The organism is Mycobacterium sp. SMC-18, assembly GCF_045310895.1.
In the GTDB taxonomy this organism is placed as follows: domain Bacteria; phylum Actinomycetota; class Actinomycetes; order Mycobacteriales; family Mycobacteriaceae; genus Mycobacterium.
In genome coordinates, this window is the sequence record NZ_JBJIAL010000012.1 from 125,355 (window position 1) to 147,626 (window position 22,272).

The following is a 22,272-nucleotide window of genomic DNA, read 5'->3' on the forward strand; positions in this document are numbered from 1 at the left end:
ATGCGGGTACAACTGCAGATCGACGGAGCACCGCAGCGGGCGGCCGACCACGCCCGCGAGCTGGCGGGTCTCGGTGCCGACGGGGTGTTCACCTTCGAAGGCCCGCACGATGTCTTCCTGCCGCTCGTCGCGGCGGCCGGCGCGGCGAACGTGGACCTGATGACCAACGTCGCGATCGCCGGCCCGCGCAGCCCGCTGCATCTCGCGCACGCCGCCTACGACCTGCAGGTGTACAGCGGTGGCAGGTTCCGGCTGGGCCTGGGCTCACAGATCAAGGTGCACATCGAAAAGCGTTACGGCGCACAGTGGGCCAAACCCGCCGAGAAGATGGCCGAGACCGTCACCGCGATCAAGGCGATCTTCGACTGCTGGGAAGGCAAGGCGCCGTTGAATTTTCGCGGCAAGCACTTCACCCACACCTTGATGCCGCCGAACTTCAACCCCGGGCCCAACCCCTTCGGTCCGCCGGCGGTGCTCATGGGGGCGCTGGGGCCGATCATGACCCGCACCGCCGCGCAGGTCGCCGACGGGCTGCTGGTGATGCCGTTCCACAGCGCGCGGCATTTCGCCGACCGGACCCTGACGGCAGTGGGGGAGGGCTTGCAGATCGCCGGGCGCGCGCCCGGCGATCTGCAGATCATCGCGCAGGCCATGGTGGCGGTGGCACGGACCGAGGTAGATCTGACCGCGGCGATCAACGGCGTCGCCACGCTGATCGCGTTCTACGGCTCCACGCCCGCCTACCTGCCGGTGCTCGAGACCGAGGGGTGGGCGGACCTGCAGCCCCAACTCAACGCGATGTCCAAGGTCGGTGACTTCGCGGGCATGCGCGCCTTGATCAGTGACGACATGGTGCGCACCATCGGCATCGTCGGCACCCCGGAGGAATGCGCCGCCGAGATCGGCCGCCGCTTCGGCGGACACGTCGACGAAATCTGTTGCTATTTCCCGGGTTACGAACAGCGGCCCGAGGACGTACGGGACCTGGTCACGGCCCTGCACACCCAGTGATTTGTGCACGAAAATCCGCGGTCCGCGCGGAAAATCGTGCACAAATCGCTAGGAGACTACGGTGCCTGGACCCAGTTCCAGACGCTCAGGTCGCCCTTGGGGTAGTTCTGGCAGACGTCGGTGGCCTTGGCGACGACGCCCTTGTTATTGAAGAAGATCTTGGCCCAGTTGCCCCAGTGCGTGGCCACCTGCTCGTAGTAGACGTTGGTGGCGGTGTCCTCGGAGTACTGGCGGCGGCCGACCGGGTCGAGCGAGAAGAACCAGTGGATGCGGTCCTGGGCCATCTGCTGGATGTCGGCCGGGCGGTTGTGCATGTCGATCATGTACCGCGAGTAGTAGACCGGGCTGGTGTCGCGGGCGGCGGCCAGGTACTGCTCGGCATCACAGGTGGTGATGATGATGCGGTGGGGGATCGGGTAGTCGTCGGTGGCATCGGCGGCTGCCGGTCCGGCGAGCGTCGTCGCGACCGCGCCCAGGGCTGCGACCGCGGTACCGGCGCGCTTCAGGCCACGCTTGATCTGGACCATAGTCATTACTCCTGTTTCCTAGATACCTGTGCTGCTGGAGGCTGATTGCAGTTCGCCGGTCGGCTTGGGCTGGGGCCACGGCTCTGGCACCGGACGCTGACGCACCCGCTGCGGCCACCAGAACCACTTGCCCATCAGGGCGGCGATGGCCGGTGTCATCAGAGATCGGATGATCAACGTGTCGAACAACAGACCCAGACCGATGGTTGTTCCCACCTGACCGACCACGTGCAGCTCACTGACCGCCATGGACATCATGGTGAAGGCGAAGACCAGGCCGGCCGAGGTGACCACGGAACCGGTGCCGCCCATCGACCGGATGATGCCGGTGTTGAGGCCGGCGTGGATCTCTTCCTTGAACCGGGCGACGAGCAGCAGGTTGTAGTCCGCGCCGACGGCCAGCAGGATGATGACCGCCATCGCGATGACCATCCAGTGCAGGTTGAGCCCGATCAGGTGCTGCCACAGCAGAACCGACAGACCGAATGATGCGCCGAGTGAGAGCACCACGGTGCCCACGATGACCGCCGCGGCCACCACGGACCGCGTGATGATCAGCATGATGACGAAAATCAGTGCGAGGGCGGAGATTCCGGCGATCAGCAGGTCGTAGTCGGCGCCCTCCTGCAGATCCTTGAAGGTCGCCGCGGTGCCGCCGAGGTAGATCCTGGAGCCCTCCAGGGGAGTGCCCTTGATGGCCTCCTTGGCGGCGTTCTTGATCGCGTCGATGTGCGAGATGCCTTCGGCACTCATCGGTTCGCCCTCATGCGAGATGATCAGCCGCACGGCTTTGCCGTCGGGCGAGATGAAGTTCTTCATGCCGCGCTTGAATTCGGCGTTGTCGAAGACCTCGGGCGGCAGGTAGAACGAGTCGTCGTTGCGGGAGTTGTCGAACGCCTCGCCCATGGCGCTCGCGTTGTCCTGCTGCGCCTGCATCTGATCCTGCAGACCTTTCTGGGTCTGGTACATGGTCAGCATGTACTGCTTCATGTTGGTCATCGTCGAGATCATCTCGGGCATCAACGCGACCATCTGAGGCATCAGCTTGTCGAGCTTCAACATGTCCGGCATCAGGTTCTGGATGTCGTCGGTCATGGTGTCGATGCCGTCGAGGGTGTCGAAGACCGAGCGCATGGTCCAGCAGACCGGGATGTCGTAGCAGTGCGGTTCCCAGTACAGGTAGTTGCGGATCGGCCGGAAGAAGTCGTCGAAGTCCGAGATGTGGTCGCGCAGGTCGGCCACGTCCAGGGTCATGTTCACCATCTTGGCGACCATGCTGTGCGTGGTGGCCGCCATCTGGGTGGTGATGCCCTGCATCTTCTTCATCGTGTCGATGTTGATCTGCATGTCGTTGGCCTGCTTGAGCATGTTGGCCATCGAGTCCTGCGCGTACTTCTCGTTCATCTTCTGAGAGGTGCCGCTCATGCTCATCAGGAACGGGATCGAGGTGTGCTCGATCGGCTTGCCCTCGGGGCGCGTGATCGTCTGCGACCGCGAGACGCCGGGGACCTTGAAGATGGCCTTGGCGATCTTGTCGATCACCAGGAAGTCGGCGGAGTTGCGCAGATCGTGGTCGCTCTCGATGAGCATCAACTCGGGGTTCATCCGGGCCGGCGAGAAGTGCCGGTCCGCCGCCGCATAGCCCTCGTTGGCGGGGATGTCGGCGGGCAGGTACAGGCGGTCGTTGTAGGCGGGCTCGTAACCCGGCAGCGTCAGAAGGCCGACCAGGGACAGCGCGATGGTGCCGACCAGGATGGGAGCCGGCCACCGGACCACGACGGCGCCGAGCTTGCGCCAGCCGCGCACGCGCATGGCGCGCTTGGGCTCGAGCGTCTTGCGGAACCGGCTGGCGAGCGAGATCACGGCCGGGCCCAGGGTCAGGGCGGCGAACACCACGGTGATCATGCCGATGGCCAGCGGGACGCCGAGCGACACGAAGTACGGCATGCGGGTGAAGTGCAGACAGAACGTGGCGCCGGCGACGGTCAGGCCGGAGCCGAGCACGACGTGGGCGGTGCCCTCGAACATCGTGTAGTAGGCGTCTTCGCGGGATTCGCCCGCGCCGCGCGCCTCCTGATACCGGCCGATCAGGAAGATGGCGTAGTCGGTGGCTGCGGCGATGGCCAGCGTGACCAGCAGGTTGGTGGCGAAGGTCGACAGACCGATGATGTCGTAGAAGCCCAGCGCCGCGACGACGCCCTGTGCCGCGGACAGCTCGAGGACCACCATCAGCAACGTCAGCAGCACGGTGATGAACGACCGGTACACCAGCAGCAGGGTGACGATGATGACGAGGAACGTGACGCCCTCGATCATCTTGACGCTGCGGTCACCGGCGATGTGCTGATCCGCCGCCAGTGCCGCGGGGCCGGTCACGTAGACCTTCAGGCCGGGCGGCGTCTTGATGCTCTTGATGATGTCCTGCGCGGCCTGAACGGACTCGTTGGCCAGCGCCTCGCCCTGATTACCGCGCAGGTAGACCTGGACGTATGAGGCCTTGCCGTCATTGCTCTGGGAGCCGGCGGCGGTGAGCGGGTCGCTCCAGAAGTCCTGGATGTGCTCGACATGCGTGGTGTCGGCCTGGAGCTTCTTGATCATCTCGTCGTAGTAGGCATGTGCCTCTGCGCCGAGCGGCTGATCGCCTTCCAGCACGACCATGACCGAGCTGTTCGACTTGAACTCCTGGAACACCTCGCCGACGCGCTTCGTCGCGATGACCGACGCGGCCTGGTCCGGCGACATGGAGACCGAGCGCATCTTGCCGACCTCGTCGAGCGACGGGACGGCGCTGCCGAGGAAGACGATGACGCCGATCCAGAAGAGGATGACCGGGATCGCGAAGGTGCGGATCAGGCGGGCGATGAGCGGCCGGTGCGGCGGCTGCTCGGCCTTCGGGAAGATGACGGTGTCTTCGTCTGTTGGCTGTGTCATGCGGATTTCACCAGGCAGAAGGTCTGGGCGTGCACGCCGGTGGAGGTGCGGGTGTCTTTGAGTTCGTCGTCGACGTGGACGGTGCAGGTGATGGAGTCACCGTCGCCCTGGGCGACGATGTTGGGCGATGCTGCCGGTGCGGTGGTGGACAGGGTGAGCTTCCAGGGCAGCGGCGCGTGGTCGATGCGCTGGGGCTTGGCGTCCAGGTCGAGGTAGTTGATGTCGGCGTAGCTGCCGGTGCCGGTGATCTCGTAGGTGACGACCTTGGGTTTGAACGGTTTGGCATCGTCGGCGAAGTTGCGTGGGGTGACGATGACGGGGTTCTGGCCGAAGTAGGTGCGTACGCGCTGCACGGTGAAGCCGGCGACGAGGGCCACGGCGAGGATGAGCAACGGGATCCACGCCTTCTTGAGCGCATTGCCGATCACGCTGCGGACACCATGGTCGACTGCACTCGCTGTTCCCCGCTTCCCGTACCCTGACCCCGACAGATTAGGTCATTTAAGTGTTAGATTAGACCAGTTAAGTTAATCATGGGAAACCTACGCTGCGGGTGGCTCGTATCACCGTAGCCGGTAACGCGCAGCAGATCGAACCAAATACGCAGCAGTTCAATGGGATTGAACAGGCGGCGACGACTGTTCAGGGAGCAGGGGCACATGGCAACCAGCACGAATAGACTCCGTCACATGAAGGCACGCACTCTGGTCGCAGTTGCGGGTGCCGTGGCGGCTGCCGTCACCATGGCGGCTCCCGCGCAGGCCGACCCCGACACCGATTTCGCCAACCAGCTGCACACCTACGGGATCTACGGCCCCAAGGACTACAACGCCTGGATCGGCAAGATCACCTGTCAGCGGCTCGACAACAACGTCGACCACAGCGCCACCGACTCGGCGGCGTTCCTGAAGAAGAACCTGCCCCGCAACAGCAGCTCGGAGCAGCAGGTGTACCAGTTCCTCAACGCCGCTTTCGACACGTACTGCCCCGAGAAGCACGACCTGCTGGTCGCGCTCGCGCACTAGTCGCCGGACTCGATTCCGGCCGGTCAGGCCGGGCCCTTGCCGTTGTCGACGCGGTACACCGAGCCGTGGATCGCGGCGGCGTCGTCGCTCGCCAGGAACGCGATGACGTTCGCGACGTCACGCGGCTCCATGAAGCCACGCGGCGCGGCGATCCGCATGATCAGGTCCCAGTCGGCGTTCTCGGGCGCCGCGAACTCGGTGACCTGTGCGGTGAGCATGCCGCCCGGGCACACCGCGTTGACCCGGAGCTTTTCCTTCGTGTACTCGACGGCCAGTGCCCGCGTCAGACCGATCAGCCCGTGCTTGGCGGCGCAGTAGCCCGCCGAGTAGATCTCGCCCTCGACGCCGGCGATCGACGAGACGTTGACGATGTTGCCGCCGTTCTCCAGCAACTGCGGCAGCGCCGCCCGGGTCAGGTAGAACGGGCCGTTCAGGTTCACCGCGAGGTCGCGGTCCCAGTCGTCATCGGTCATCGACAGGGTGTGCCGCATGACATGGAATCCCGCGACGTTCACCAGCACGTCCAGCCGCCCGAATTTCGCGATGCAATCCTCGACCGCCTGCCGGCAGGCGTCGGCCGTGCTGATGTCCACCGCGGCGAACGCGCCGCCGGGCTCGTCGCCGTAGGCGTCGGCGAATACCGTCGCCATCCGCTCGGCGTCCCGCGCGATACCGAAGACCGATGCGCCGCGTTCGGCGAAAACCTTGACCGTGGCCGCGCCCAGGCCGGCCGAGGCCCCGGTGATCAACGCGACCTTCCCGCTGAGTGAACTCATACGGTGACTTTCTCACGCCGTGGGCAAGTCATTTGCGATACTCGGGCGGTGAAAATGAAACGTGTTCTCGCTATGGTTTCGAGTTTTGGCTTCGTCGCAGCGGGCGCACTCTTCGGCACGGCGGCGCCGGCGCAGGCCGACAACATCCGGCTGCCCGAAGGCATCTACACCTACATCCAAGAGGGCACGCCGATGAGCGTGTGGACCATCTGGCCCGTCTGCGCCCCGACCGTCGGCGATCTGCGCAACAACCTGGAACTGCCGGTGGGCTGCCTCGTGCACGTCGGCTCCGACCAGTACGGCGGCACGCTGGGCGGCGATGCCCGCCAGACCGGCGGTGAGGGACATTGGATGTTCACCCAGACCGACCTCCAGGGTTTCACGTGCCCGGACGGCACCAAGTCGAAGCTCGTAGAGACCTACGAGTGGGAGGACACCAACTGGACCGGTACCCGGACCACCACCAACAACGAACAGTGCGGCGTGCAGGCGGCCATGACGAAGAAGTCGTTCCGGCTGGAATTCCAGAAGCCGCTGCCGATTCCGGTGCAGCAGTTCCCGTTGTTCTGTGATCCCAACGACGGCCTCAAGCGCTGCCGCTGACGGCCGGGCCGGTCAGGCCGAGCCCTGCTCCTCGGCGACCGCGGCGGCGGCCTCGTCGATGATGGCGCGCATCGCGCGTTCGGCGCCGGCCTGATCGCGCATCCGCACGGCGCGGGCCACTTCGTCGTGCAGCGCGATGGCCGCCGGGTTGGGGGAGTCGGGCATCATGCCGTGGTGGGTGCGTCCCGCCAGGACCTCCGACACCACCGCGGTGAGCGCGCGGAACATCTCGTTGCCGCTGGCCTCCAGCAACGTCTGGTGGAAGATCTTGTCCGCCAGCAGGTATGCCTCGAGATTGCCGTCGCGCCCGTGTACCGCCATGTCCGACACGGCGGCGGCCATGATCCGGCACTGGTGCGGGTCGGCGCGCTCGGCAGCCAGGGCGGCCGCGACGGGTTCGAATCCGCGCCGCAACTCCGACAACGACACCAGTTGGGCGGCCCGGTCGCCGGACTCGAGTCGCCAGCGAATCAGCCTGGGGTCGAACACATTCCAGTTGGCCGCCGGCTGAATCGTGATGCCGACCCGGCGGCGGGAGGCGACCATGCCCATCGATTCGAGGACCCGGATCGCTTCCCGGACGACGCTGCGGGAGACGCCGTGTTCCGCGCTCACTCCTTCGAGCGTGATCACCTCGCCGGGGGCGTACCTACCGGAGACCACCGCGGCCCCCAGCGCGCTCAGCACGTTGTCGTGGAGAGCGCCGACGTTTGACGGGGTGGACACGCATAACATCCTGTCATAACTCCGGAGATCTGACTTAGAACCGATGTTTTTCTGTGGCCTCTTGAAAAAGTATGACTTTTGAGTCACGCTGTGTGAGTCAAACCACAACAAGGGGCGGGTGCAGAACATGCCATCACCCATCGTCGTCATGGGCGTTTCAGGATCCGGTAAGTCCACCGTCGGCGCGGCGCTCGCGCAGCGGCTCCGCGTGCCGTTCGCCGATGCGGACGACTTCCATCCCGCCGCCAACATCGCCAAGATGAAGGCCGGTCACCCGCTGAACGACGACGATCGCCGGCCCTGGCTCGAGACCATCGGCCGATGGCTCGGGGAGCACTGCGGCACCGGCGGCGTGATGAGCTGTTCGGCGCTGAAATACAAGTACCGCGTGCAGCTGCGCAGCCACTGCCCGGAGACCCGGTTTCTGCACCTGTTCGGCACCCCCGAGGTCATCGGCGCCCGGCAGGCCAGCCGCCCCGGCCACTTCATGCCGGCGTCGCTGCTCGCCTCACAGTTCGAGACCCTCGAACCCCTGCAAGCCGATGAGGCCGGCATCGTGATCGACGTCGGGCAGAGCATCGATTCGATTGTCGACGAATACATTTCGCGCACCCAAGGGGAGAACCGACGGGGCGAGCGGAGCGACGGGGAGAAGATCTGATGCGCACCGCCGTCACCGTCCTCGCCGACGCACCCAAACTCATCGAACCGGTCTCCTCGGCCACTCAGCTGATCCTGGCCTTCGTGGCCGGCATCAGCGTCATCGTCGTGCTCATCACGCTGGTCAAGCTGCACCCGTTCCTGTCGCTGATCTTCGGTGGCCTGACGGTGGGGCTGACGGCCGGAGAGAACCTCACCGCGGTCCTCAAATCGTTCTCCGACGGGTTCGGCGCGACGGCGGCCGGCGTGGGCATCCTGATCGCGCTCGGCGCGATGTTCGCCAAGCTGCTCGCCGACTCCGGTGGCGCCGACGAGATCGTCGACACCATCGTCGGTGCCGCCTCGCCCCGCGCCCTGCCCTGGGCGATGGCGCTGGTCGGCGCGATCATCGGGTTGCCGATGTTCTTCGAGATCGGGCTCGTGCTGCTGATGCCCGTCATCTATCTGGTGGCCCGGCGCTCGCAGCAGTCGCTCATCACCATCGGCATCCCGGCACTGGCCGGCCTGTCGGCCATGCACGGCTTCGTGCCACCGCACCCCGGGCCGCTGACCGCCGTCGGACTCCTCAATGCCGACCTCGGGGTCACGCTCGGCCTCGGCGTGCTCGTCGCGGTCCCGACGATCGTCGTCGCGGGCCCGCTGTTCGGCCGTCTCGCCGGCAAGTGGGTCGTCGTCGCGGCGCCGGACACCTTCACCACCGATCCGGAAGCTCTTCGGACACATGGCAAACGGCCCCGCTTCAGCGTCACGCTGTTCTCGGTGCTGCTGCCTGTGGCGCTCATGCTGGGCAAGGCCCTCGTCGACATCTTCATCGACGACAAGACGCAGTGGTTCCGCCGGATCTTCGACGCCGTGGGTACCCCGCTGGTCGCGCTGCTCATCGCCGTCGTGGTCGGCACCGTCACCCTCGGTCGCGGCGCCGGCATGGACCGCACCGCGATCACCAAGTGCATCGAGTCGAGCCTGCCCCCGGTCGCGGGCATCTTCCTGATCGTCGCCGCCGGCGGTGGCTTCAAGCAGGTGCTGGTCGACACCGGCATCGGCACCATGCTGGCGCGCTGGGCCGAAGGCGTGCACATCTCGGTGCTCGTCCTGGCCTGGGTGCTCGCGGTCCTGATCCGGCTCGCCACCGGGTCGGCCACAGTCGCCACCATCACGGCGTCGTCGCTGGTGTTGGGTCTGGTGCACGGGATGGGCACCGGCGAACTGTCCCTGGTGGTGCTCGCCGTAGGTGCCGGCTCGCTGTTCTTCTCGCACGTGAACGACGCCGGCTTCTGGTTGGTCAAGGAGTACTTCAAGCTCGGTGTCGGCCAGACCATCAAGACCTGGTCGATCATGGAGACCGTGCTCTCGGTGTCCGGCCTGGCCATGGTCCTGATCCTGGATGTGTTCGTCTAACTTTCGCGCTGCTGTTTCTCGACGACGATGTGCGCCACCGGAATCGGCATCGGGCGGGGCGCGGCGGACAGCAGCTCGACCAGTGCGGCGTCCAGGGCATCGGCGAGCTGACATCGGCGCGCCGGATCGGCCGGCTCCAGCGCTTCCAGAAGGGTGTCGAACACCGCCGCCCTGGTGAAACCGACCCAGCTCTTGGCGAAAGCCGTTGCGTCACCGTCGGTCTGGTATCGCTGCCAGAAGCGGTCCGGTTCGTCGGCGACCACGAGGTGGGTGATCCGCAGGCGCTCGAAGCGACCCGAAGGGGCGAACGGTGAGCGGAAGTCGGCTTCACTGCGGCCCACGATCGGCAGCCGCATGCGCCGCACCTCCTCGGAGGTGACGAGCCGTTGGTCCTGCAGGTCGGACAGCGCACGCATCAGTCCGTCGAAAAGCGGCTCGAGTCCGAGCCGTCCGTCGTCGTGCTGGCCCATGGTCATGACCACGAGGCGGCCGCCCGGACTCAACTCGCGGCCGCGGAACGCGATGAACTCATGCCAGTCGTGCGCCGCCTGCCGCGCGTACGCGGCGCGCACCTGCGCGTCGGCGCTGTAGGACGGCTGGATGTGATCGGGGATGTCGGACGGCATGCGGCTGAGCCAGTGGATGGCCCACGCCGACCAGCCCAGGTGCACGCCTTCCGACGGCAGGATCTGGCTCAGATACGACCGCCCCACCGCCGAGGCGAACGTGGCCCGATCGGTCCGCAGGTAGCTGAATGCGTCGTCGCGCAAGGTGCGGAACAGGGCGCTGAAATCGTTGTCGGGGATGTCGGTGTGCGTCACCGCGATGGGGTGCTCGGGCCGGATGCGCTTGCGCAGCGCGGTGATGCCCGCGCCGATGGGCAGCAGGCCGTTGTGCGCGTTGCCGCAGCCGTACTCGGCGATCACCACCGGCCGCGGCGCCGCCGGGAGCGGCACCTCGGCGGCGGCCTGTTCGAAAAGCTTTGTGGCCGTGCGGAGTCCGACGGTCTGCAGGCGCGCGCTCCCGATCGGGTCGGGCTGCACCACCACGCTGGACTCGGGCATGTCTCACGGTAGCGCCGTGAGCTGTGTGGCGCGCTCTGAACCAGCGTGGAATCAGTGGCCGGTGCTCGATCGGCAGCTCAGCTGCCGCGGGCCACCCATTCGTCGTAGTGGACCAGCTCGCCGCCGATGGTCGTGGTGTCACCGTGGCCGGTGTAGACGACAGTGTCGCCGGGCAGCTTGCCGAGCTTCTCCGATATCGACGCCAGGATGGTCGGGAAATCCGAGTACGAGCGGCCGGTCGCGCCGGGGCCGCCGTGGAACAGGGTGTCGCCCGAGATCACCGCGCCCAGTTCGGGGATGTGCCAGCACACCGAGCCGGGGGAGTGCCCCGGGGTGTGGATGGCCTTGATCTCCAGGCCGCCCACGGTGAGCACCTGGTCGTCGTCCACGGTGTGAAAAGGGTTGTCCGGGTGGACATCCCGCCACAGCATCTCGTCGGCCGGGTGCAGCAGCACCGGGGCGTCGAGGGCCGCGGACAGTTCCGGGGCGACGGTGATGTGGTCGTTGTGGCCGTGGGTGCAGACGACGGCGACGACGTTGCGGCCGTTCACCGCCTCGATGATGGGCGCGGCGGTGTGGGCGGCGTCGAACACGATGACGTCCGTGTCGTCGCCGACGAGCCAGATGTTGTTGTCGACGTCCCAGGTGCCGCCGTCCAGGCTGAAGGTGCCGCTGGTGACGACGCGCTGGATGGCACTCATTTGAGGACCACCACCGAGCGCAGCACCTCGCCGCTGTGCATCTTGTGGAAGGCGTCCTCGATCTGGTCGAGCCCGATGCGTTCGGTGACGAACTTCTCCAGCGGGAGCCGGCCCTGCAGGTACAGGCTGATGAGGGTGGGGAAGTCGCGTTCGGGCAGGCAGTCGCCGTACCACGACGACTTCAGCGACCCGCCGTGGGAGAAGAAGTCGATCAGCGGCATCTCGAGGGTCATGTCGGGCGTCGGAACACCCACGAGGACAACGGTTCCGGCGAGGTCGCGGGCGTAGAACGCCTGCTTCCAGGTCTCGGGCCGGCCGACGGCGTCGATCACGACGTCGGCGCCGAAACCGTCGGTCAGGTCCTGGATGGTCTCGACGGCGTCGAGGTCGCGGGCGTTGATGGTGTGGGTGGCGCCGAACTCGCGGGCCCAGTGCAGCTTCTTGTTGTCGGTGTCGACGGCGATGATGCGCTTGGCGCCGACCAGGGCGGCGCCGGCGATGGCCGCGTCGCCCACGCCGCCGCAGCCGATGACCGCGACGGTGTCGTCACGCGTCACGCCGCCGGTGTTGATGGCGGCGCCGATGCCGGCCATCACGCCGCAGCCCAGCAGTCCGGCGACGGCCGGGTCGGCCTCGGAATCGACCTTGGTGCACTGGCGTTCGTGCACGAGGGTCTTGTCGGCGAAGGCCCCGATGCCCAGGGCGGGGGTCAGTTCGGTGCCGTCGGTCAGCGTCATCTTCTGGGTGGCGTTGAAGGTGTCGAAGCACAGGTGCGGGCGGCCGCGCTTGCAGGCGCGGCACTCGCCGCACACGGCGCGCCAGTTGAGGATGACGAAGTCGCCGGGGGCGACGTGGGTGACGCCCTCGCCGACCGACTCGACGGTGCCGGCGGCTTCGTGGCCGAGCAGGAAGGGATATTCGTCGTTGATGCCGCCCTCGCGGTAGGTGAGGTCGGTATGGCACACCCCGCAGGCGATGATGTCCACGACGACCTCACCGGGTCCGGGATCGGGGATGACGATGTCGACGAGCTCGATGGGCTGCTTCTTGGCCCGGGAAATCACACCACGCACTGTCTGACTCATGGCTATAACCTAATGCCTCCGGGAAGGGTTGGAATGGTGTCCATACAAATGTCTGGTCAACGGCGGCTCGGCGCCCGCCCATCGGCGCTGCGATGTGTGACAGGGTCGATGACGTGACCGCTCTCGAGCTGCTGGATTCCTGGCCGGTACCGAACGCCGCGGCGGCGGTCGTGTCGCCCGCCGGTGTGCTCGCCACGCACGGACCCGTCGACCGCGCGTTCCGGCTCGCGTCGGTGACCAAGCCTCTGGTGGCCCGCGCCGCGCAGATCGCGATCGAAGAGGGCGTCGTCGAGTTGGACACCCCGGCCGGCCCGCCCGGGTCGACGGTGCGCCACCTCCTGGCACACACCTCGGGTCTCGCGATGCAGACACCCGACGCCATCGCCGCGCCCGGCACGCGCCGCATCTACTCGAATGTCGGGTTCGCGGTACTGGCTCAGGTGCTGCAGCACGAGTCCGGCATCGAATTCGCGCAGTACCTGCGGGAAGCGGTTTTCGAGCCGCTGGGGATGAGCGATTCCGACCTGCCGGGCGCGGCCGAAACCGCCGGCTACGGCGCCTGGTCCACGGTGGCCGACCTGGCGGCATTCGCCGGTGACCTGCTGCGTCCCGCCCTGGTGTCGACGCCCATGCATGCCGACGCGATCTCGGTGCAGTTCCCGGGTCTCGACGGCGTGCTGCCGGGATTCGGATCGCAGCGCCCGAACGACTGGGGTCTGGGTTTCGAGATTCGGGACGGCAAGCAGCCGCACTGGACGGCGGCGGGCAACTCGGGCCGGACGTTCGGCCACTTCGGTCAGTCGGGGACGTTCCTCTGGGTGGATCCCGAAGCGGACCTGGCGCTTGTCGTGCTGACGGACCGCGATTTCGGCGACTGGACGCACGCCGTCTGGCCGGAAGTGTCCGCCGCGGTTCTGCGCGAGTTCGCCTAGCGGACGACCCCGATCATGCTGTCGATCCAGCCGCGCGCGAAGAACAGCAGGAACCCGGCGGCGACGATCCACAGCAGCGGGCTGATCTCCTTGATGCGGCCCGACGCCGCGCGCAGCACCGCCCAGGCGATGAAGCCGACGCCGATGCCGTTGGCGATCGAGTAGGACAGCGGCATGACGGCCACGGTCAGCACGACCGGCAGGGCCACCGAGAAGTCGGAGAAGTCGATCTCGCGGAGCACCGAGACCATCAGTGTGCCGACGATGACCAGCGCGGCGGCGGCGACCTCGGTGGGCACGATCTCCGTCAGCGGCGTCAAGAACATTGCGGCCAGGAACAATCCACCGGTCACCAGGCTGGCCAGACCGGTGCGGGCGCCTTCGCCGATGCCGGTGCCCGATTCGACGAACACCGTGTTGGACGATGCCGACACCGCGCCGCCGACCACGGCGCCGGTGCCCTCGATCACCAGGGCGGACTGCAGGCGCGGGAAGTTGCCGTGTTCGTCGGACAGACCGGCCTGCCGGGACAGTCCCGTCATGGTGCCCATGGCGTCGAAGAAGTTGGTGAACAGCAGCGTGAACACCAGCATGAGCGCGGCGATGGCGCCGATCCGGCCGAAGCTGCCGAAGTCCACGTGACCGATCAGGGACAGGTTGGGCACCGCGAACGGCGAACCGGACAGCGTCGGGACGGACAGGCTCCAGCCGCCGGGCTTTTCCGTCGCCGAGCCGAGGTGCCAGATCGCCTCGATGATGGCGGCCAGCACGGTGCCCGAGATGAGGCCGATGAGGATGCCGCCCCGCACCTTGCGGGCCACCAGCACACCGGAGGTCAGCAGGGTGAACACGAAGACCAGGGTCGGGATGGCGCGGACCGAGCCGGTGCCGCCGGCGCCCAGGCCCAGCGGCGGCGACGGATGCCCGGTCGACGCGACGAAGCCGGCGTTGACCAGGCCGATGAACATGATGAACAGCCCGATGCCTGCGGTGATGGCCAGTTTCAGCGGCATGGGCACGGCATCGAAGATCATGCGCCGCAGGCCGGTGACGGCCATCGCGACGATGATGAGGCCTTCGATGACCACCAGCCCCATGGCTTCCGGCCACGTCAGGACGCCGACCACGGAGCTGGCCAGGAACGAGTTGATGCCGAGGCCGGCGGCGAACGCGAAGGGCAGGCGCGCGACGACGCCGAACAGGATCGTCATGGCGCCGGCCGCCAGTGATGTCACCGCCGAGACCTGGCCGAACGGGAGCTTGTGCCCGGCGATGTCTGCCGTGCTCGACAGGATGATGGGGTTCAGCACGATGATGTACGCCATCGCGATGAAGGTCACCGCGCCGCCGCGCAGTTCAGCAGCGACGGTCGAGCCGCGTGCGGAGATCTCGAAGAACCGGTCCAGGGCAGTCACGGCTTAGAAGATAGATGGCGCGCTGGTGCGCCGCGCGGGTGTTGGCGTCTGTTCGGCAATTGCCGGGATCGTCGACACCGAGTCGGCAACGCCCCTGATCGCGGTGCGATTCTGTGGCCGTCCTGAGAGATTGCGCGACAGACTAGCGCAACAGGGGTCTCAGGCGGCACAATAGACACGCACTAAACAACTGCAACATTTCAGCAACACCAGGTCGTTGGGGAAGACGTCCCTCGTGTAGCTGAAGGAGCAGATGATGCGTGCGTCGAACCAACTCGCCGACGCGACGACGGGCGTGGTGTATATCCATGCCTCTCCCGCGGCGGTATGCCCGCATGTGGAGTGGGCACTTTCGTCGACTCTGTCGGCGCGGGCGAACCTCAAGTGGACGCCCCAACCCGCCATGCCCGGTCAGCTGCGCGCCATCACCAATTGGATGGGACCCGTCGGCACCGGAGCTCAACTCGCCAGCGCTTTGCGGTCGTGGTCGGTGCTGCGCTTCGAGGTGACCGAGGATCCGAGCACCGGCGTCGACGGCCACCGCTGGTGCCACACCCCGACGCTGGGCCTGTGGAGCGGATCGATGAGCGCCAACGGCGACACCGTGGTCGGCGAGCAGCGGCTGCGCGCGCTGATGGAGGGCGGCGCCGACATGCTCGCCGCTGAACTCGACACCGTGCTCGGCACCGCCTGGGACGAGGCGCTGGAGCCGTATCGCGGCGGCGGCGCCGAGGTCGGCGAGGTCAGCTGGCTGAACCGGGGCGTCGGCTAGTTCGACCGGTCCACGCGGCTGTCGCATCGACGCGAGCGTGCACACAGCTCGCCGAACCGGCGAGATTCGCGATCCACGTGCACCTTCGCGGTCGATAGAGTTCTACGCGCCGATCCATCCCCGGCTAGCTGACCCGGTAGTGCTCCGGTTCGGGCTCGCTCAGCATGCTGGTGATCGTGGCGACGTCGAACGGCCACAGGTCGATGGTGCCGCCTTCGCTGAAGTACCAGGAGTTGCAGCCGGTGTTCCACACCGTCGGCTCCATGGCCTCGACAGCGGCGGCGTTGAATTCGTCGGTGGCCGCCTCGGTCACTTCGACCTCGTTGATCTCGCCACGCTCGAAACGCTTGAGCCACTTCACGATGTACCGCGCGGTGAGTTCCGCGGTGTACTGCAGCGAGATGGACCCCGTGGGTGAGTTCGGGCCCAGCACGGTGAACAGATTCGGGAAGCCGGGGATCGCGGTCATCCGGTAGGCGCGCGGGCCTTTGACCCAGGCGTCGTCCAGGGTGACGCCGTCGCGCCCCACCACCTGCATCGGACGCATGTAGTTGTGCGCCTGAAAACCGGTGGCCAGCACGGCGATATCGATCCTGTGGTGCTCGCCCTCCGTGGTGCGGATGCCGGTGGGCGTGAACTCCGCGATGCGATCGGTGACGAGTTGGGCATTGGGGGCCTTGATCGCCTGGTAGTACGTGCCCGACAACACCTGCCGTTTGCACAGCGGCTGGTAGTCGGGCGTCAGCTCGGCACGCAACTTCGGGTCGCGGACCTGGGCCCGCAGGCTCAGTCGGGCGTACTGCTGCACCAGCTTGCGACGCCACGTCGGCTTGGTCACGATGTCGACGAGAACGCTCGAACCCCACAGCGGAATGCGTTCGGCGACAGCCTGATACAGCTGCGGCATGGCGCGCAGCAGCGCGGTGACGGCACCCAGCTGCGGCAACTTCATCGGTGCCCACAGCATCCACTGCGGCGACCGCGCGAAGTGCAGCAGCCTGCCGGCGGTGGGCTGCAACGCCGAAACCACCTGCACGCCGGTCGACCCGGTGCCGATCACGGCGATGCGCTTGCCCGCGGTCTCGAGTTCGGGATCCCACCGGGCGGTGTGCACGACGGTGCCCTCGAAGGCGTCCATGCCGGGGATGTCCGGCGTGAAGGGGTGGTGCAGCACGCCCGTGGCACAGATGACGAAATCGGCTGTCAGCGTCTCGTTCTGGGTCGTGACGGTCCAGGTGTGTTCGTCCTGGTTGTAGTGCAGCGCCGTGACCTCGGTGTTGAGGCGCAGGTGCTTGTCGAGCCCGAAGCGCTCGACGACGTCGCGGTGATACTCCTGAATCTCCTGGCCACCGGCCCAGATATGGCTCCAGTCGGGCTTGGGCGCGAAGGCGAACTGGTAGATGTGCGACGGCACATCACACGTCAGCCCGGGGTAGCGGTTCCAGTGCCACACCCCGCCGACGTCCGAACCCTTCTCCAGGATGGTGAAGTTGGTGAACCCGGCCTGCTGGAAGGTGTACGCGGAGGCGATCCCGGCGACGCCGGCGCCGATGATGACGATGCGCGGATCACGTGTGCTCATCAGGACTCCCAGGCTCGACGCACCGTGTTCGGTGCGGTGGTCATGGCGGATTCGAACGCCGCGCGCCGCTTGCCGCGCAGCATGAAGTTGGCACCCAGGCCGGCCAGATCGTCGGCGTCCGGTTGGATCACGACGACCTCGATGCCGCGGGCCCGGGCGGTGGCGACTTCGGCATCCAGCACGGTGGACATCGGGCGGCGCAGCAGTCGGTGTTCGAGGATGCCGCCCAACCCCGGTGCGCGAACGCCGCTTTCGGAGGCCATCGGCGTGATGACGTAGATGAGGTCGGCGTCGTCAGGGCTGATGAGGTCGACCGACGCGGTGGACGCGGCGCCGCCGTCGACGAACGTGCGATCGCCGATACGGACCGGTGGCATCCAGCCGGGGACACCCCATGACGCCCGGAGTGCTTCGCCCGCCGTGGCTTTCGGCGCGCCGGGGGCGCCGAAAGCCACCCGCTCGCCGCGCTGGTAGTCGAATGCCACCATGCGGGCGCCCGGGTGATCCAGCCAACCCGATTTGTTGGCGAAGCCAGATGCCAAGTGCTGCAGCCAGTCTGCGTTGCCGCGGCCGGTCGGTGCGATGCCGGTGACCGCGGCCAGGCCGTTCTGACTGCGCAGAAGTGCGGGGTTGAGCAGGCGGGGTGCCGGCAGCGGCGGCAGGCTCGGCGGCGTCGCCTCGATGTGCCGGCGCAGACGTTCGTCGGTACTGGTGCCGCGGTGCATCGCGACCAGGTCGTCGACGGACGCGCCGCCGCCGAGCATCGTGACGATCTCGGCGCCCGCCGAGGTGCCCTGCAACACCGAGGCTTCCCGCGGGTCCCAACCGGTCTGCTCCTGGAGGGCGTGCAGGGCCGCGACGATCCAGGCGCCGCCGATGGTCCCGCCGCAGCCGATGACGAGCGCCCGCTTCATCGGCGCGCTTCCGAGTTCGACTCGACATCATGGTCTTTCGACTGCCGCTCGATCCGATCCAGGTAGGCCGAACGGCCGACGGGGTCGAGGGCGGTCAGGGCGCGGCGATCGTCGATGAGCGCGCGTGCCGCACGCTGGACGAACTCCGGCACCAGCGCGTCGACCAGAGCCCAGCCTGGTGCCACCCATTGGGGTACCGAGGTCCGGGCGGCCTTGGTGCGCAACGTCTTGAGGACCGCCTGCGCGACATCTTCCGGGTCGACCGTCGGCATGCCGCCGCCGAGTTGGACGCCGGAGGACAGTTCGGTGCGGACTGCTGACGGCAGCACCGCGCACACGGTGACGCCCGTTCCGGCGTATTCGGTTCTCGCCGCCAGCGACGCCCCGACGGCGGCGAACTTGCTGGCGTTGTAGGTCACCATGCCCGGGACGGGAATCATGCCCGCCATCGATGCGATGTTCACGACGTGGCCGCTGCCGCGCGTGATCATCAGCGGGATCACTGCCCGCATGCCGTTGAGCACGCCCCGGACGTTGACGTCGAGGATCAGGTCGGTCGTGGCCTCGGCTTCGGACTCGAAAGCGCCCAGCGGCATCACGCCGGCGTTGTTGATAAGGATGTCGATGCGGCCGGACTCCTTGACCACCTGCCCGACGAACTGGTCCCAGGAGTCACGCCGGGTGACATCGAGGCGTGCGCTGCGACAGCGGGGGATTTTGCGGGCCGTCTGCTCGGCGATGTCGGCGTCGACGTCGCCGATCCACACGGTGGCGCCGTGCTGAGAGAACAGCTCGGCGGTCTTGGCGCCGATGCCCCTGGCACCTCCGGTGATGATGACTGTGGCGCCGTCGAGTGACATGGCGCGTCGTGCTAGCTGCATCGATAGCCTCGAATCTGCTGGTAGGAGCCTTGCTGGCTCGTTCGAATACTCACGGTATCCGAATTCTCCGAGTAAAGCCAGTACTCCCGGTATCGCAAACCATTAATATCAACGCATGCCGCGATTGACCAGGGTGCAGCGTCAGGAACAGACGCGTGCCGAACTGCTCGACGCGGCGAAGGCCCGGTTTCTCGAGCACGGTTATGCCTCCACGAGCCTCGAGGACATCGCCGACGACGCCGGCTACAGCAAGGGCGCGGTGTATTCGAATTTCGGCAGCAAGCCGGTCCTGTGCCGGGAGGTGCTCGAGGCCATCCACCGCGAGAAGTTCGCCGAGATGTCAGAGCTGGCGATGTCGGATGCCGATGTGCCGAGCCGCGTCGAGGCGGTGAACGCCTGGCTGGAACGGACCGCCGGCGACGTGGGCTGGACGATGCTGGAACTCGAATTCGTGGTGCTGTCGCGCAACGATCCCGAGTTGGGGCAGATGGTCACGGACCTTCGCAACGAAGCCGCTCAGATGGTCGTCGACGTATTGCGTTCGCTCGCGGTCGATTTGGGGCTCGGCGAAGAGCAGATGGTCGCCGCCGGGGTGATCGACAGCTTCGACGACATCGGCAACCTGTTTCTCAGCGCCGGCATCGGGCTCGGGATTCAGCGTGCCGTCGATCCGACACTGCCGGCCCGGCCGGTCACCGGCGCCATCACCCGGTTGATGAATCTGCTTGCGCTGCTTGCCGCTACGCAGGACTGACGACCGCCGGACTACGGAACCAGGACCCGCAGCGCGTTGGGCACCGCGGACACCGTCACCGGCAGCGGGCACACGTATTCGCCGTCGGCATAGGCGTTGATGCCCGGCACGTCGATGGTGACGGTTCGGGCCCGCCGCGTGGTCACCTCGTCGAGGTGGACATGCGTGCCCTTGAACACCGTGGGGAACAGCCGGATCAGTTTGGTGCGCGACGCCGAGGCCGCCATCGTGACATCGAGCAGGCCGTCGCCCAGGTCGGCGCCCGGGCAGATCAGCATGCCGCCGCCATAGCTCTTGCCATTGCCGAAAGTCGCCAGTGTCACGGGGATTTCCTGCTCGGGACCGCCGTCGAAACTGACCCGCGCCGTGTGCAGCCGCAACTGCGACAGCTCGACCAGCATGGCCGCGTTGTAGCGCATCCGGCCCCGCGGCCACGTCATCCGGTTGGCGCGATCGGTGACCAGCGAGTCGAAGCCTGCTGACATCACCGTGCCGAACCAGCGGACGGTGCCGTCGGCGCCCTCGATCCGGCCCAGGTCGATGGTGCGGGTGCGGCCTGTCGCGATGATGTCGGCGGCGGCTTCCGGGTCGTCGCGCGGAATCTCGAACTCGCGGGCATGGTCGTTGCCGGTGCCGGCCGGGATGATGCCGAGCGGCACGTCGCCCTGCGCAAGTGCCTGCAGCGCAAGGGAGATGATGCCGTCACCGCCGGCCACCACCACCGCGTCGGTGCCGTGGTCGAGTGCCTCGTCGAGCAGTTGGCGGGCATGGGCGGCGTCGGACCCGATCAGCTCGACCACGTCGACACCGCGGCGTTGCAGCCGCACGACGGCGCGCTGCGCTGCCGCCGAGCCGCGTCCCTGGCCCGAGGCGGGGTTGGTCAGCAGGGTGACTCTCACGGGATCAGCTTGCCCGGGTTGAGGATTCCGCCGGGATCGAGCACGTTCTTGACGGCGCGCAGTACCTCGACGCCCAGGTCGCCGACCTCGGCCGTCATCCACGGCTTGTGGTCGGCGCCGACGGCGTGGTGGTGGGTGATGGTGGCGCCGCAGCGCACCATGGCCTCGGACGCCGCGGTTTTCGCCGCGCGCCACTGCTCGATGGGGTTGCCGCGCTGGCCGGCCACGACCGTGAAGTACAGCGAGGCACCGGTGGGGTAGACGTGCGAGATGTGGCACATCACCAAAGCCGGTGTGCCGCTTTCCTGTAGCGAGCTGGTGAGGGCCTCGGTGACGGCCGCCTTCAGCGCCGGCACGTTGGACCACGTCGTCGCGGTCTCCAAGGTCTCGCACAGGGCGCCGGCCGTGAGCAGTGAGTCGCGTAGATACGGGGCGCCGAACCGGCCGTGCTGCCACGCGCGGGCCGGGGCCTCGCCGAGCGAGGTGCCACCCTGAGCGGCCAGCAGCGCACGCGTCTCGTCGTGGCGGCTCTCGGTGTGCGCGGCCGTGCCTTCGAACAGCGTGATGGCCAGGCAGCCACCGGTGATGGTCTGCTCGCCGATGCTGTCGGTGGTGGCCAGGTTGATGCCGGTCTCCACCTCATCGGACAGGCGGATGACCGTCGGGCCGGTGCCGGTCTGCACGACGGCGCGCAAAGCCGCTGCGCCGGTGGCGAAGTCGGGGAAGGACCACGCCTCGTAGCGGGTGGTCTCGGGCACCGGGTGCACGCGCACCCGCACCCGGGTGATGACGCCGAAGGTGCCCTCCGAGCCGACGATCAGCTGACGCAGGTCGGGCCCGGCTGCCGACGCGGGGGCGCGGCCCAGGTCCAGGACGCCGGCCGGGGTGACGACGGTGAGTCCGCGCACCATGTCGTCGAACCGGTTGTAGCCGGCCGAGTTCTGCCCCGACGACCGCGTCGCGGCGAACCCGCCGATGGTCGCGAATTCGAAGCTCTGCGGGAAGTGGCCGAGCGAAAAGCCCTCGGCGCCAAGGAGTTCCTCGGCCTGGGGGCCGGTGACGCCGGCCTCGAGCTCGGCCTCGCCGGATTCCTTGTCGAGCCCGACCAGCCGGTCCAGGCGGCGCAGGTCCAGCGATACGACGGCGCTGAAGCCGTTCCGGATCGGGTCGAGTCCGCCGACCACACTGGTGCCACCACCGAACGGGACGACGGCGATGCGGTGTTCGGTGCAGTACTGGAGCACCCGGGCGATCTCGTCCTCGGAGCCGGGCAGCAGGATCGCGTCCGCTGCGTCCTGCTCGCCGGTGTCCTTGCGGCGCAACAGGTCCAGTGTCGACTTGCCGCCGGCCCGCAGCAGGCGGTCGTGATCGTCGGTTCGGCAGAACTCGTCGCCGACGATCGCCGCGAGTGCAACGCGGTCGGCGTCCGCCAGGGCGGACGGGCGCAACGTGACCTGGTCGGCCTCGAGCTCGTCGGCCGGCGTCGCGTCGATGCCCAGGGCCGCGGTCAGCAGGCCGCGGATGCCGTCGGACAGGGGCTTGGCTGCAGCGGGGTCACCCCAGGCGTTCCACTTCATCGGCGGTTCGAGGTGGTCACGTGTCGCGGTCATGCGTTA

At 67.4% G+C, this 22,272-nt stretch carries 22 protein-coding genes; 8 read left to right on the forward strand and 14 right to left on the reverse strand.

Going from position 1 to position 22,272, the window contains the following annotated elements; genetic code table 11:
- The gene (locus ACJH6J_RS13325; protein ID WP_212812191.1) at positions 1-1,011 is read left to right on the forward strand and encodes a TIGR03617 family F420-dependent LLM class oxidoreductase; all 1,011 of its coding nucleotides are present in this window, start codon (positions 1-3) and stop codon (positions 1,009-1,011) included.
- A gap of 56 nt (positions 1,012-1,067) precedes the next feature.
- On the opposite strand, the gene ACJH6J_RS13330 is transcribed toward ACJH6J_RS13325, so the two are convergent.
- Genes ACJH6J_RS13330 through ACJH6J_RS13340 form a run of 3 tightly spaced genes read right to left on the reverse strand, consistent with a single transcriptional unit; the run spans position 1,068 to position 4,897 of the window.
- A complete protein-coding gene (locus ACJH6J_RS13330) occupies positions 1,068-1,538 on the reverse strand; it encodes a DUF5078 domain-containing protein (protein WP_020104387.1) in 471 nt (156 codons plus the stop codon).
- Positions 1,539-1,556: 18 nt separating this feature from the next.
- Positions 1,557-4,469 carry an RND family transporter gene (locus ACJH6J_RS13335; RefSeq protein WP_212812190.1) on the reverse strand — a complete coding sequence of 971 codons (2,913 nt, stop codon included), beginning with the start codon at positions 4,467-4,469 and terminating at the stop codon, positions 1,557-1,559.
- Positions 4,466-4,897, reverse strand: coding sequence for an MmpS family transport accessory protein (locus ACJH6J_RS13340; RefSeq protein ID WP_133425868.1), 432 nt, complete (start codon positions 4,895-4,897; stop codon positions 4,466-4,468). Before ACJH6J_RS13340 ends, ACJH6J_RS13335 begins: the two co-directional genes overlap by 4 nt.
- 261 nt (positions 4,898-5,158) lie before the next feature.
- Between ACJH6J_RS13340 and ACJH6J_RS13345 the strand changes: the two genes are divergently transcribed.
- A complete protein-coding gene (locus tag ACJH6J_RS13345) occupies positions 5,159-5,494 on the forward strand; it encodes a DUF732 domain-containing protein (protein ID WP_053853988.1) in 336 nt (111 codons plus the stop codon).
- 23 nt (positions 5,495-5,517) lie between these two features.
- Here ACJH6J_RS13345 and ACJH6J_RS13350 read toward each other — a convergent pair whose 3' ends face one another.
- The gene (locus ACJH6J_RS13350; protein ID WP_064860214.1) at positions 5,518-6,270 is read right to left on the reverse strand and encodes an SDR family NAD(P)-dependent oxidoreductase; all 753 of its coding nucleotides are present in this window, start codon (positions 6,268-6,270) and stop codon (positions 5,518-5,520) included.
- A 72-nt stretch (positions 6,271-6,342) separates the two neighbouring features.
- Between ACJH6J_RS13350 and ACJH6J_RS13355 the strand changes: the two genes are divergently transcribed.
- Positions 6,343-6,873: a hypothetical protein gene (locus tag ACJH6J_RS13355; protein WP_212812189.1), complete on the forward strand. Its 531-nt coding sequence runs from the start codon at positions 6,343-6,345 to the stop codon at positions 6,871-6,873.
- Between the two features lie 12 nt (positions 6,874-6,885).
- Here ACJH6J_RS13355 and ACJH6J_RS13360 read toward each other — a convergent pair whose 3' ends face one another.
- Positions 6,886-7,599: a FadR/GntR family transcriptional regulator gene (locus tag ACJH6J_RS13360; protein ID WP_371824531.1), complete on the reverse strand. Its 714-nt coding sequence runs from the start codon at positions 7,597-7,599 to the stop codon at positions 6,886-6,888.
- A 127-nt stretch (positions 7,600-7,726) separates the two neighbouring features.
- Here ACJH6J_RS13360 and ACJH6J_RS13365 point away from each other — a divergent pair, with 127 nt between their 5' ends.
- Positions 7,727-8,260 carry a gluconokinase gene (locus ACJH6J_RS13365; RefSeq protein ID WP_212812187.1) on the forward strand — a complete coding sequence of 178 codons (534 nt, stop codon included), beginning with the start codon at positions 7,727-7,729 and terminating at the stop codon, positions 8,258-8,260.
- Complete coding sequence (locus ACJH6J_RS13370; RefSeq protein WP_406804054.1) at positions 8,260-9,657, forward strand: GntP family permease; 1,398 nt, start codon at positions 8,260-8,262, stop codon at positions 9,655-9,657. The genes ACJH6J_RS13365 and ACJH6J_RS13370 overlap by 1 nt, the downstream gene beginning before the upstream one ends.
- On the opposite strand, the gene ACJH6J_RS13375 is transcribed toward ACJH6J_RS13370, so the two are convergent.
- From ACJH6J_RS13375 to ACJH6J_RS13385, 3 genes are all read right to left on the reverse strand, one after another.
- A complete protein-coding gene (locus tag ACJH6J_RS13375) occupies positions 9,654-10,721 on the reverse strand; it encodes an SAM-dependent methyltransferase (RefSeq protein WP_212812185.1) in 1,068 nt (355 codons plus the stop codon). The two genes, ACJH6J_RS13370 and ACJH6J_RS13375, sit on opposite strands and share 4 nt — an antisense overlap.
- A gap of 77 nt (positions 10,722-10,798) precedes the next feature.
- Positions 10,799-11,422: an MBL fold metallo-hydrolase gene (locus ACJH6J_RS13380; RefSeq protein ID WP_212812184.1), complete on the reverse strand. Its 624-nt coding sequence runs from the start codon at positions 11,420-11,422 to the stop codon at positions 10,799-10,801.
- On the reverse strand, positions 11,419-12,507 hold the full coding sequence (locus tag ACJH6J_RS13385; RefSeq protein ID WP_053853984.1) for an S-(hydroxymethyl)mycothiol dehydrogenase: 1,089 nt from the start codon (positions 12,505-12,507) through the stop codon (positions 11,419-11,421). Before ACJH6J_RS13385 ends, ACJH6J_RS13380 begins: the two co-directional genes overlap by 4 nt.
- Positions 12,508-12,620: 113 nt before the next feature.
- Between ACJH6J_RS13385 and ACJH6J_RS13390 the strand changes: the two genes are divergently transcribed.
- Complete coding sequence (locus tag ACJH6J_RS13390) at positions 12,621-13,439, forward strand: serine hydrolase (RefSeq protein WP_212812183.1); 819 nt, start codon at positions 12,621-12,623, stop codon at positions 13,437-13,439.
- Here ACJH6J_RS13390 and ACJH6J_RS13395 read toward each other — a convergent pair.
- A complete protein-coding gene (locus ACJH6J_RS13395) occupies positions 13,436-14,854 on the reverse strand; it encodes an NCS2 family permease (RefSeq protein ID WP_406804055.1) in 1,419 nt (472 codons plus the stop codon). The two genes, ACJH6J_RS13390 and ACJH6J_RS13395, sit on opposite strands and share 4 nt — an antisense overlap.
- Before the next feature lie 256 nt (positions 14,855-15,110).
- Here ACJH6J_RS13395 and ACJH6J_RS13400 point away from each other — a divergent pair, with 256 nt between their 5' ends.
- Complete coding sequence (locus ACJH6J_RS13400) at positions 15,111-15,626, forward strand: DUF3145 domain-containing protein (RefSeq protein WP_212812181.1); 516 nt, start codon at positions 15,111-15,113, stop codon at positions 15,624-15,626.
- A 124-nt stretch (positions 15,627-15,750) separates the two neighbouring features.
- Here ACJH6J_RS13400 and ACJH6J_RS13405 read toward each other — a convergent pair whose 3' ends face one another.
- From ACJH6J_RS13405 to ACJH6J_RS13415, 3 genes are read right to left on the reverse strand one after another with little or no spacing between them, the layout of a single operon-like run.
- Positions 15,751-17,208 (reverse strand): NAD(P)/FAD-dependent oxidoreductase, encoded by a 1,458-nt coding sequence (locus ACJH6J_RS13405; protein ID WP_212812180.1) that lies wholly within the window; start codon positions 17,206-17,208, stop codon positions 15,751-15,753.
- Complete coding sequence (locus ACJH6J_RS13410; protein WP_212812179.1) at positions 17,208-18,122, reverse strand: patatin-like phospholipase family protein; 915 nt, start codon at positions 18,120-18,122, stop codon at positions 17,208-17,210. Before ACJH6J_RS13410 ends, ACJH6J_RS13405 begins: the two co-directional genes overlap by 1 nt.
- Entirely contained in the window at positions 18,119-18,982 is an 864-nt protein-coding gene (locus tag ACJH6J_RS13415) for an SDR family oxidoreductase (RefSeq protein WP_244872608.1), read from the reverse strand. Before ACJH6J_RS13415 ends, ACJH6J_RS13410 begins: the two co-directional genes overlap by 4 nt.
- Before the next feature lie 136 nt (positions 18,983-19,118).
- Between ACJH6J_RS13415 and ACJH6J_RS13420 the strand changes: the two genes are divergently transcribed.
- Positions 19,119-19,757: a TetR/AcrR family transcriptional regulator gene (locus tag ACJH6J_RS13420; RefSeq protein WP_212812177.1), complete on the forward strand. Its 639-nt coding sequence runs from the start codon at positions 19,119-19,121 to the stop codon at positions 19,755-19,757.
- 11 nt (positions 19,758-19,768) lie between these two features.
- On the opposite strand, the gene ACJH6J_RS13425 is transcribed toward ACJH6J_RS13420, so the two are convergent.
- A complete protein-coding gene (locus tag ACJH6J_RS13425; protein ID WP_212812176.1) occupies positions 19,769-20,656 on the reverse strand; it encodes a diacylglycerol kinase in 888 nt (295 codons plus the stop codon).
- Positions 20,653-22,233, reverse strand: a complete 1,581-nt coding sequence (locus tag ACJH6J_RS13430) for an FAD-binding oxidoreductase (protein ID WP_371824562.1) — start codon at positions 22,231-22,233, stop codon at positions 20,653-20,655. Before ACJH6J_RS13430 ends, ACJH6J_RS13425 begins: the two co-directional genes overlap by 4 nt.
- Between the last annotated feature and the right edge of the window lie 39 nt (positions 22,234-22,272).

Bases quoted from the DNA above. Each gene is read 5' to 3' on its own strand.
- ACJH6J_RS13325 (WP_212812191.1), top strand. From the start codon at position 1: ATGCGGGTACAACTGCAGATCGACGGAGCACCGCAGCGGGCGGCCGAC.
- ACJH6J_RS13330 (WP_020104387.1), bottom strand. From the start codon at position 1,538: ATGGTCCAGATCAAGCGTGGCCTGAAGCGCGCCGGTACCGCGGTCGCA.
- ACJH6J_RS13335 (WP_212812190.1), bottom strand. From the start codon at position 4,469: ATGACACAGCCAACAGACGAAGACACCGTCATCTTCCCGAAGGCCGAG.
- ACJH6J_RS13345 (WP_053853988.1), top strand. From the start codon at position 5,159: ATGAAGGCACGCACTCTGGTCGCAGTTGCGGGTGCCGTGGCGGCTGCC.
- ACJH6J_RS13350 (WP_064860214.1), bottom strand. From the start codon at position 6,270: ATGAGTTCACTCAGCGGGAAGGTCGCGTTGATCACCGGGGCCTCGGCC.
- ACJH6J_RS13355 (WP_212812189.1), top strand. From the start codon at position 6,343: ATGGTTTCGAGTTTTGGCTTCGTCGCAGCGGGCGCACTCTTCGGCACG.
- ACJH6J_RS13365 (WP_212812187.1), top strand. From the start codon at position 7,727: ATGCCATCACCCATCGTCGTCATGGGCGTTTCAGGATCCGGTAAGTCC.
- ACJH6J_RS13370 (WP_406804054.1), top strand. From the start codon at position 8,260: ATGCGCACCGCCGTCACCGTCCTCGCCGACGCACCCAAACTCATCGAA.
- ACJH6J_RS13375 (WP_212812185.1), bottom strand. From the start codon at position 10,721: ATGCCCGAGTCCAGCGTGGTGGTGCAGCCCGACCCGATCGGGAGCGCG.
- ACJH6J_RS13380 (WP_212812184.1), bottom strand. From the start codon at position 11,422: ATGAGTGCCATCCAGCGCGTCGTCACCAGCGGCACCTTCAGCCTGGAC.
- ACJH6J_RS13385 (WP_053853984.1), bottom strand. From the start codon at position 12,507: ATGAGTCAGACAGTGCGTGGTGTGATTTCCCGGGCCAAGAAGCAGCCC.
- ACJH6J_RS13400 (WP_212812181.1), top strand. From the start codon at position 15,111: ATGCGTGCGTCGAACCAACTCGCCGACGCGACGACGGGCGTGGTGTAT.
- ACJH6J_RS13405 (WP_212812180.1), bottom strand. From the start codon at position 17,208: ATGAGCACACGTGATCCGCGCATCGTCATCATCGGCGCCGGCGTCGCC.
- ACJH6J_RS13410 (WP_212812179.1), bottom strand. From the start codon at position 18,122: ATGAAGCGGGCGCTCGTCATCGGCTGCGGCGGGACCATCGGCGGCGCC.
- ACJH6J_RS13415 (WP_244872608.1), bottom strand. From the start codon at position 18,982: ATGTCACTCGACGGCGCCACAGTCATCATCACCGGAGGTGCCAGGGGC.
- ACJH6J_RS13420 (WP_212812177.1), top strand. From the start codon at position 19,119: ATGCCGCGATTGACCAGGGTGCAGCGTCAGGAACAGACGCGTGCCGAA.
- ACJH6J_RS13430 (WP_371824562.1), bottom strand. From the start codon at position 22,233: ATGAAGTGGAACGCCTGGGGTGACCCCGCTGCAGCCAAGCCCCTGTCC.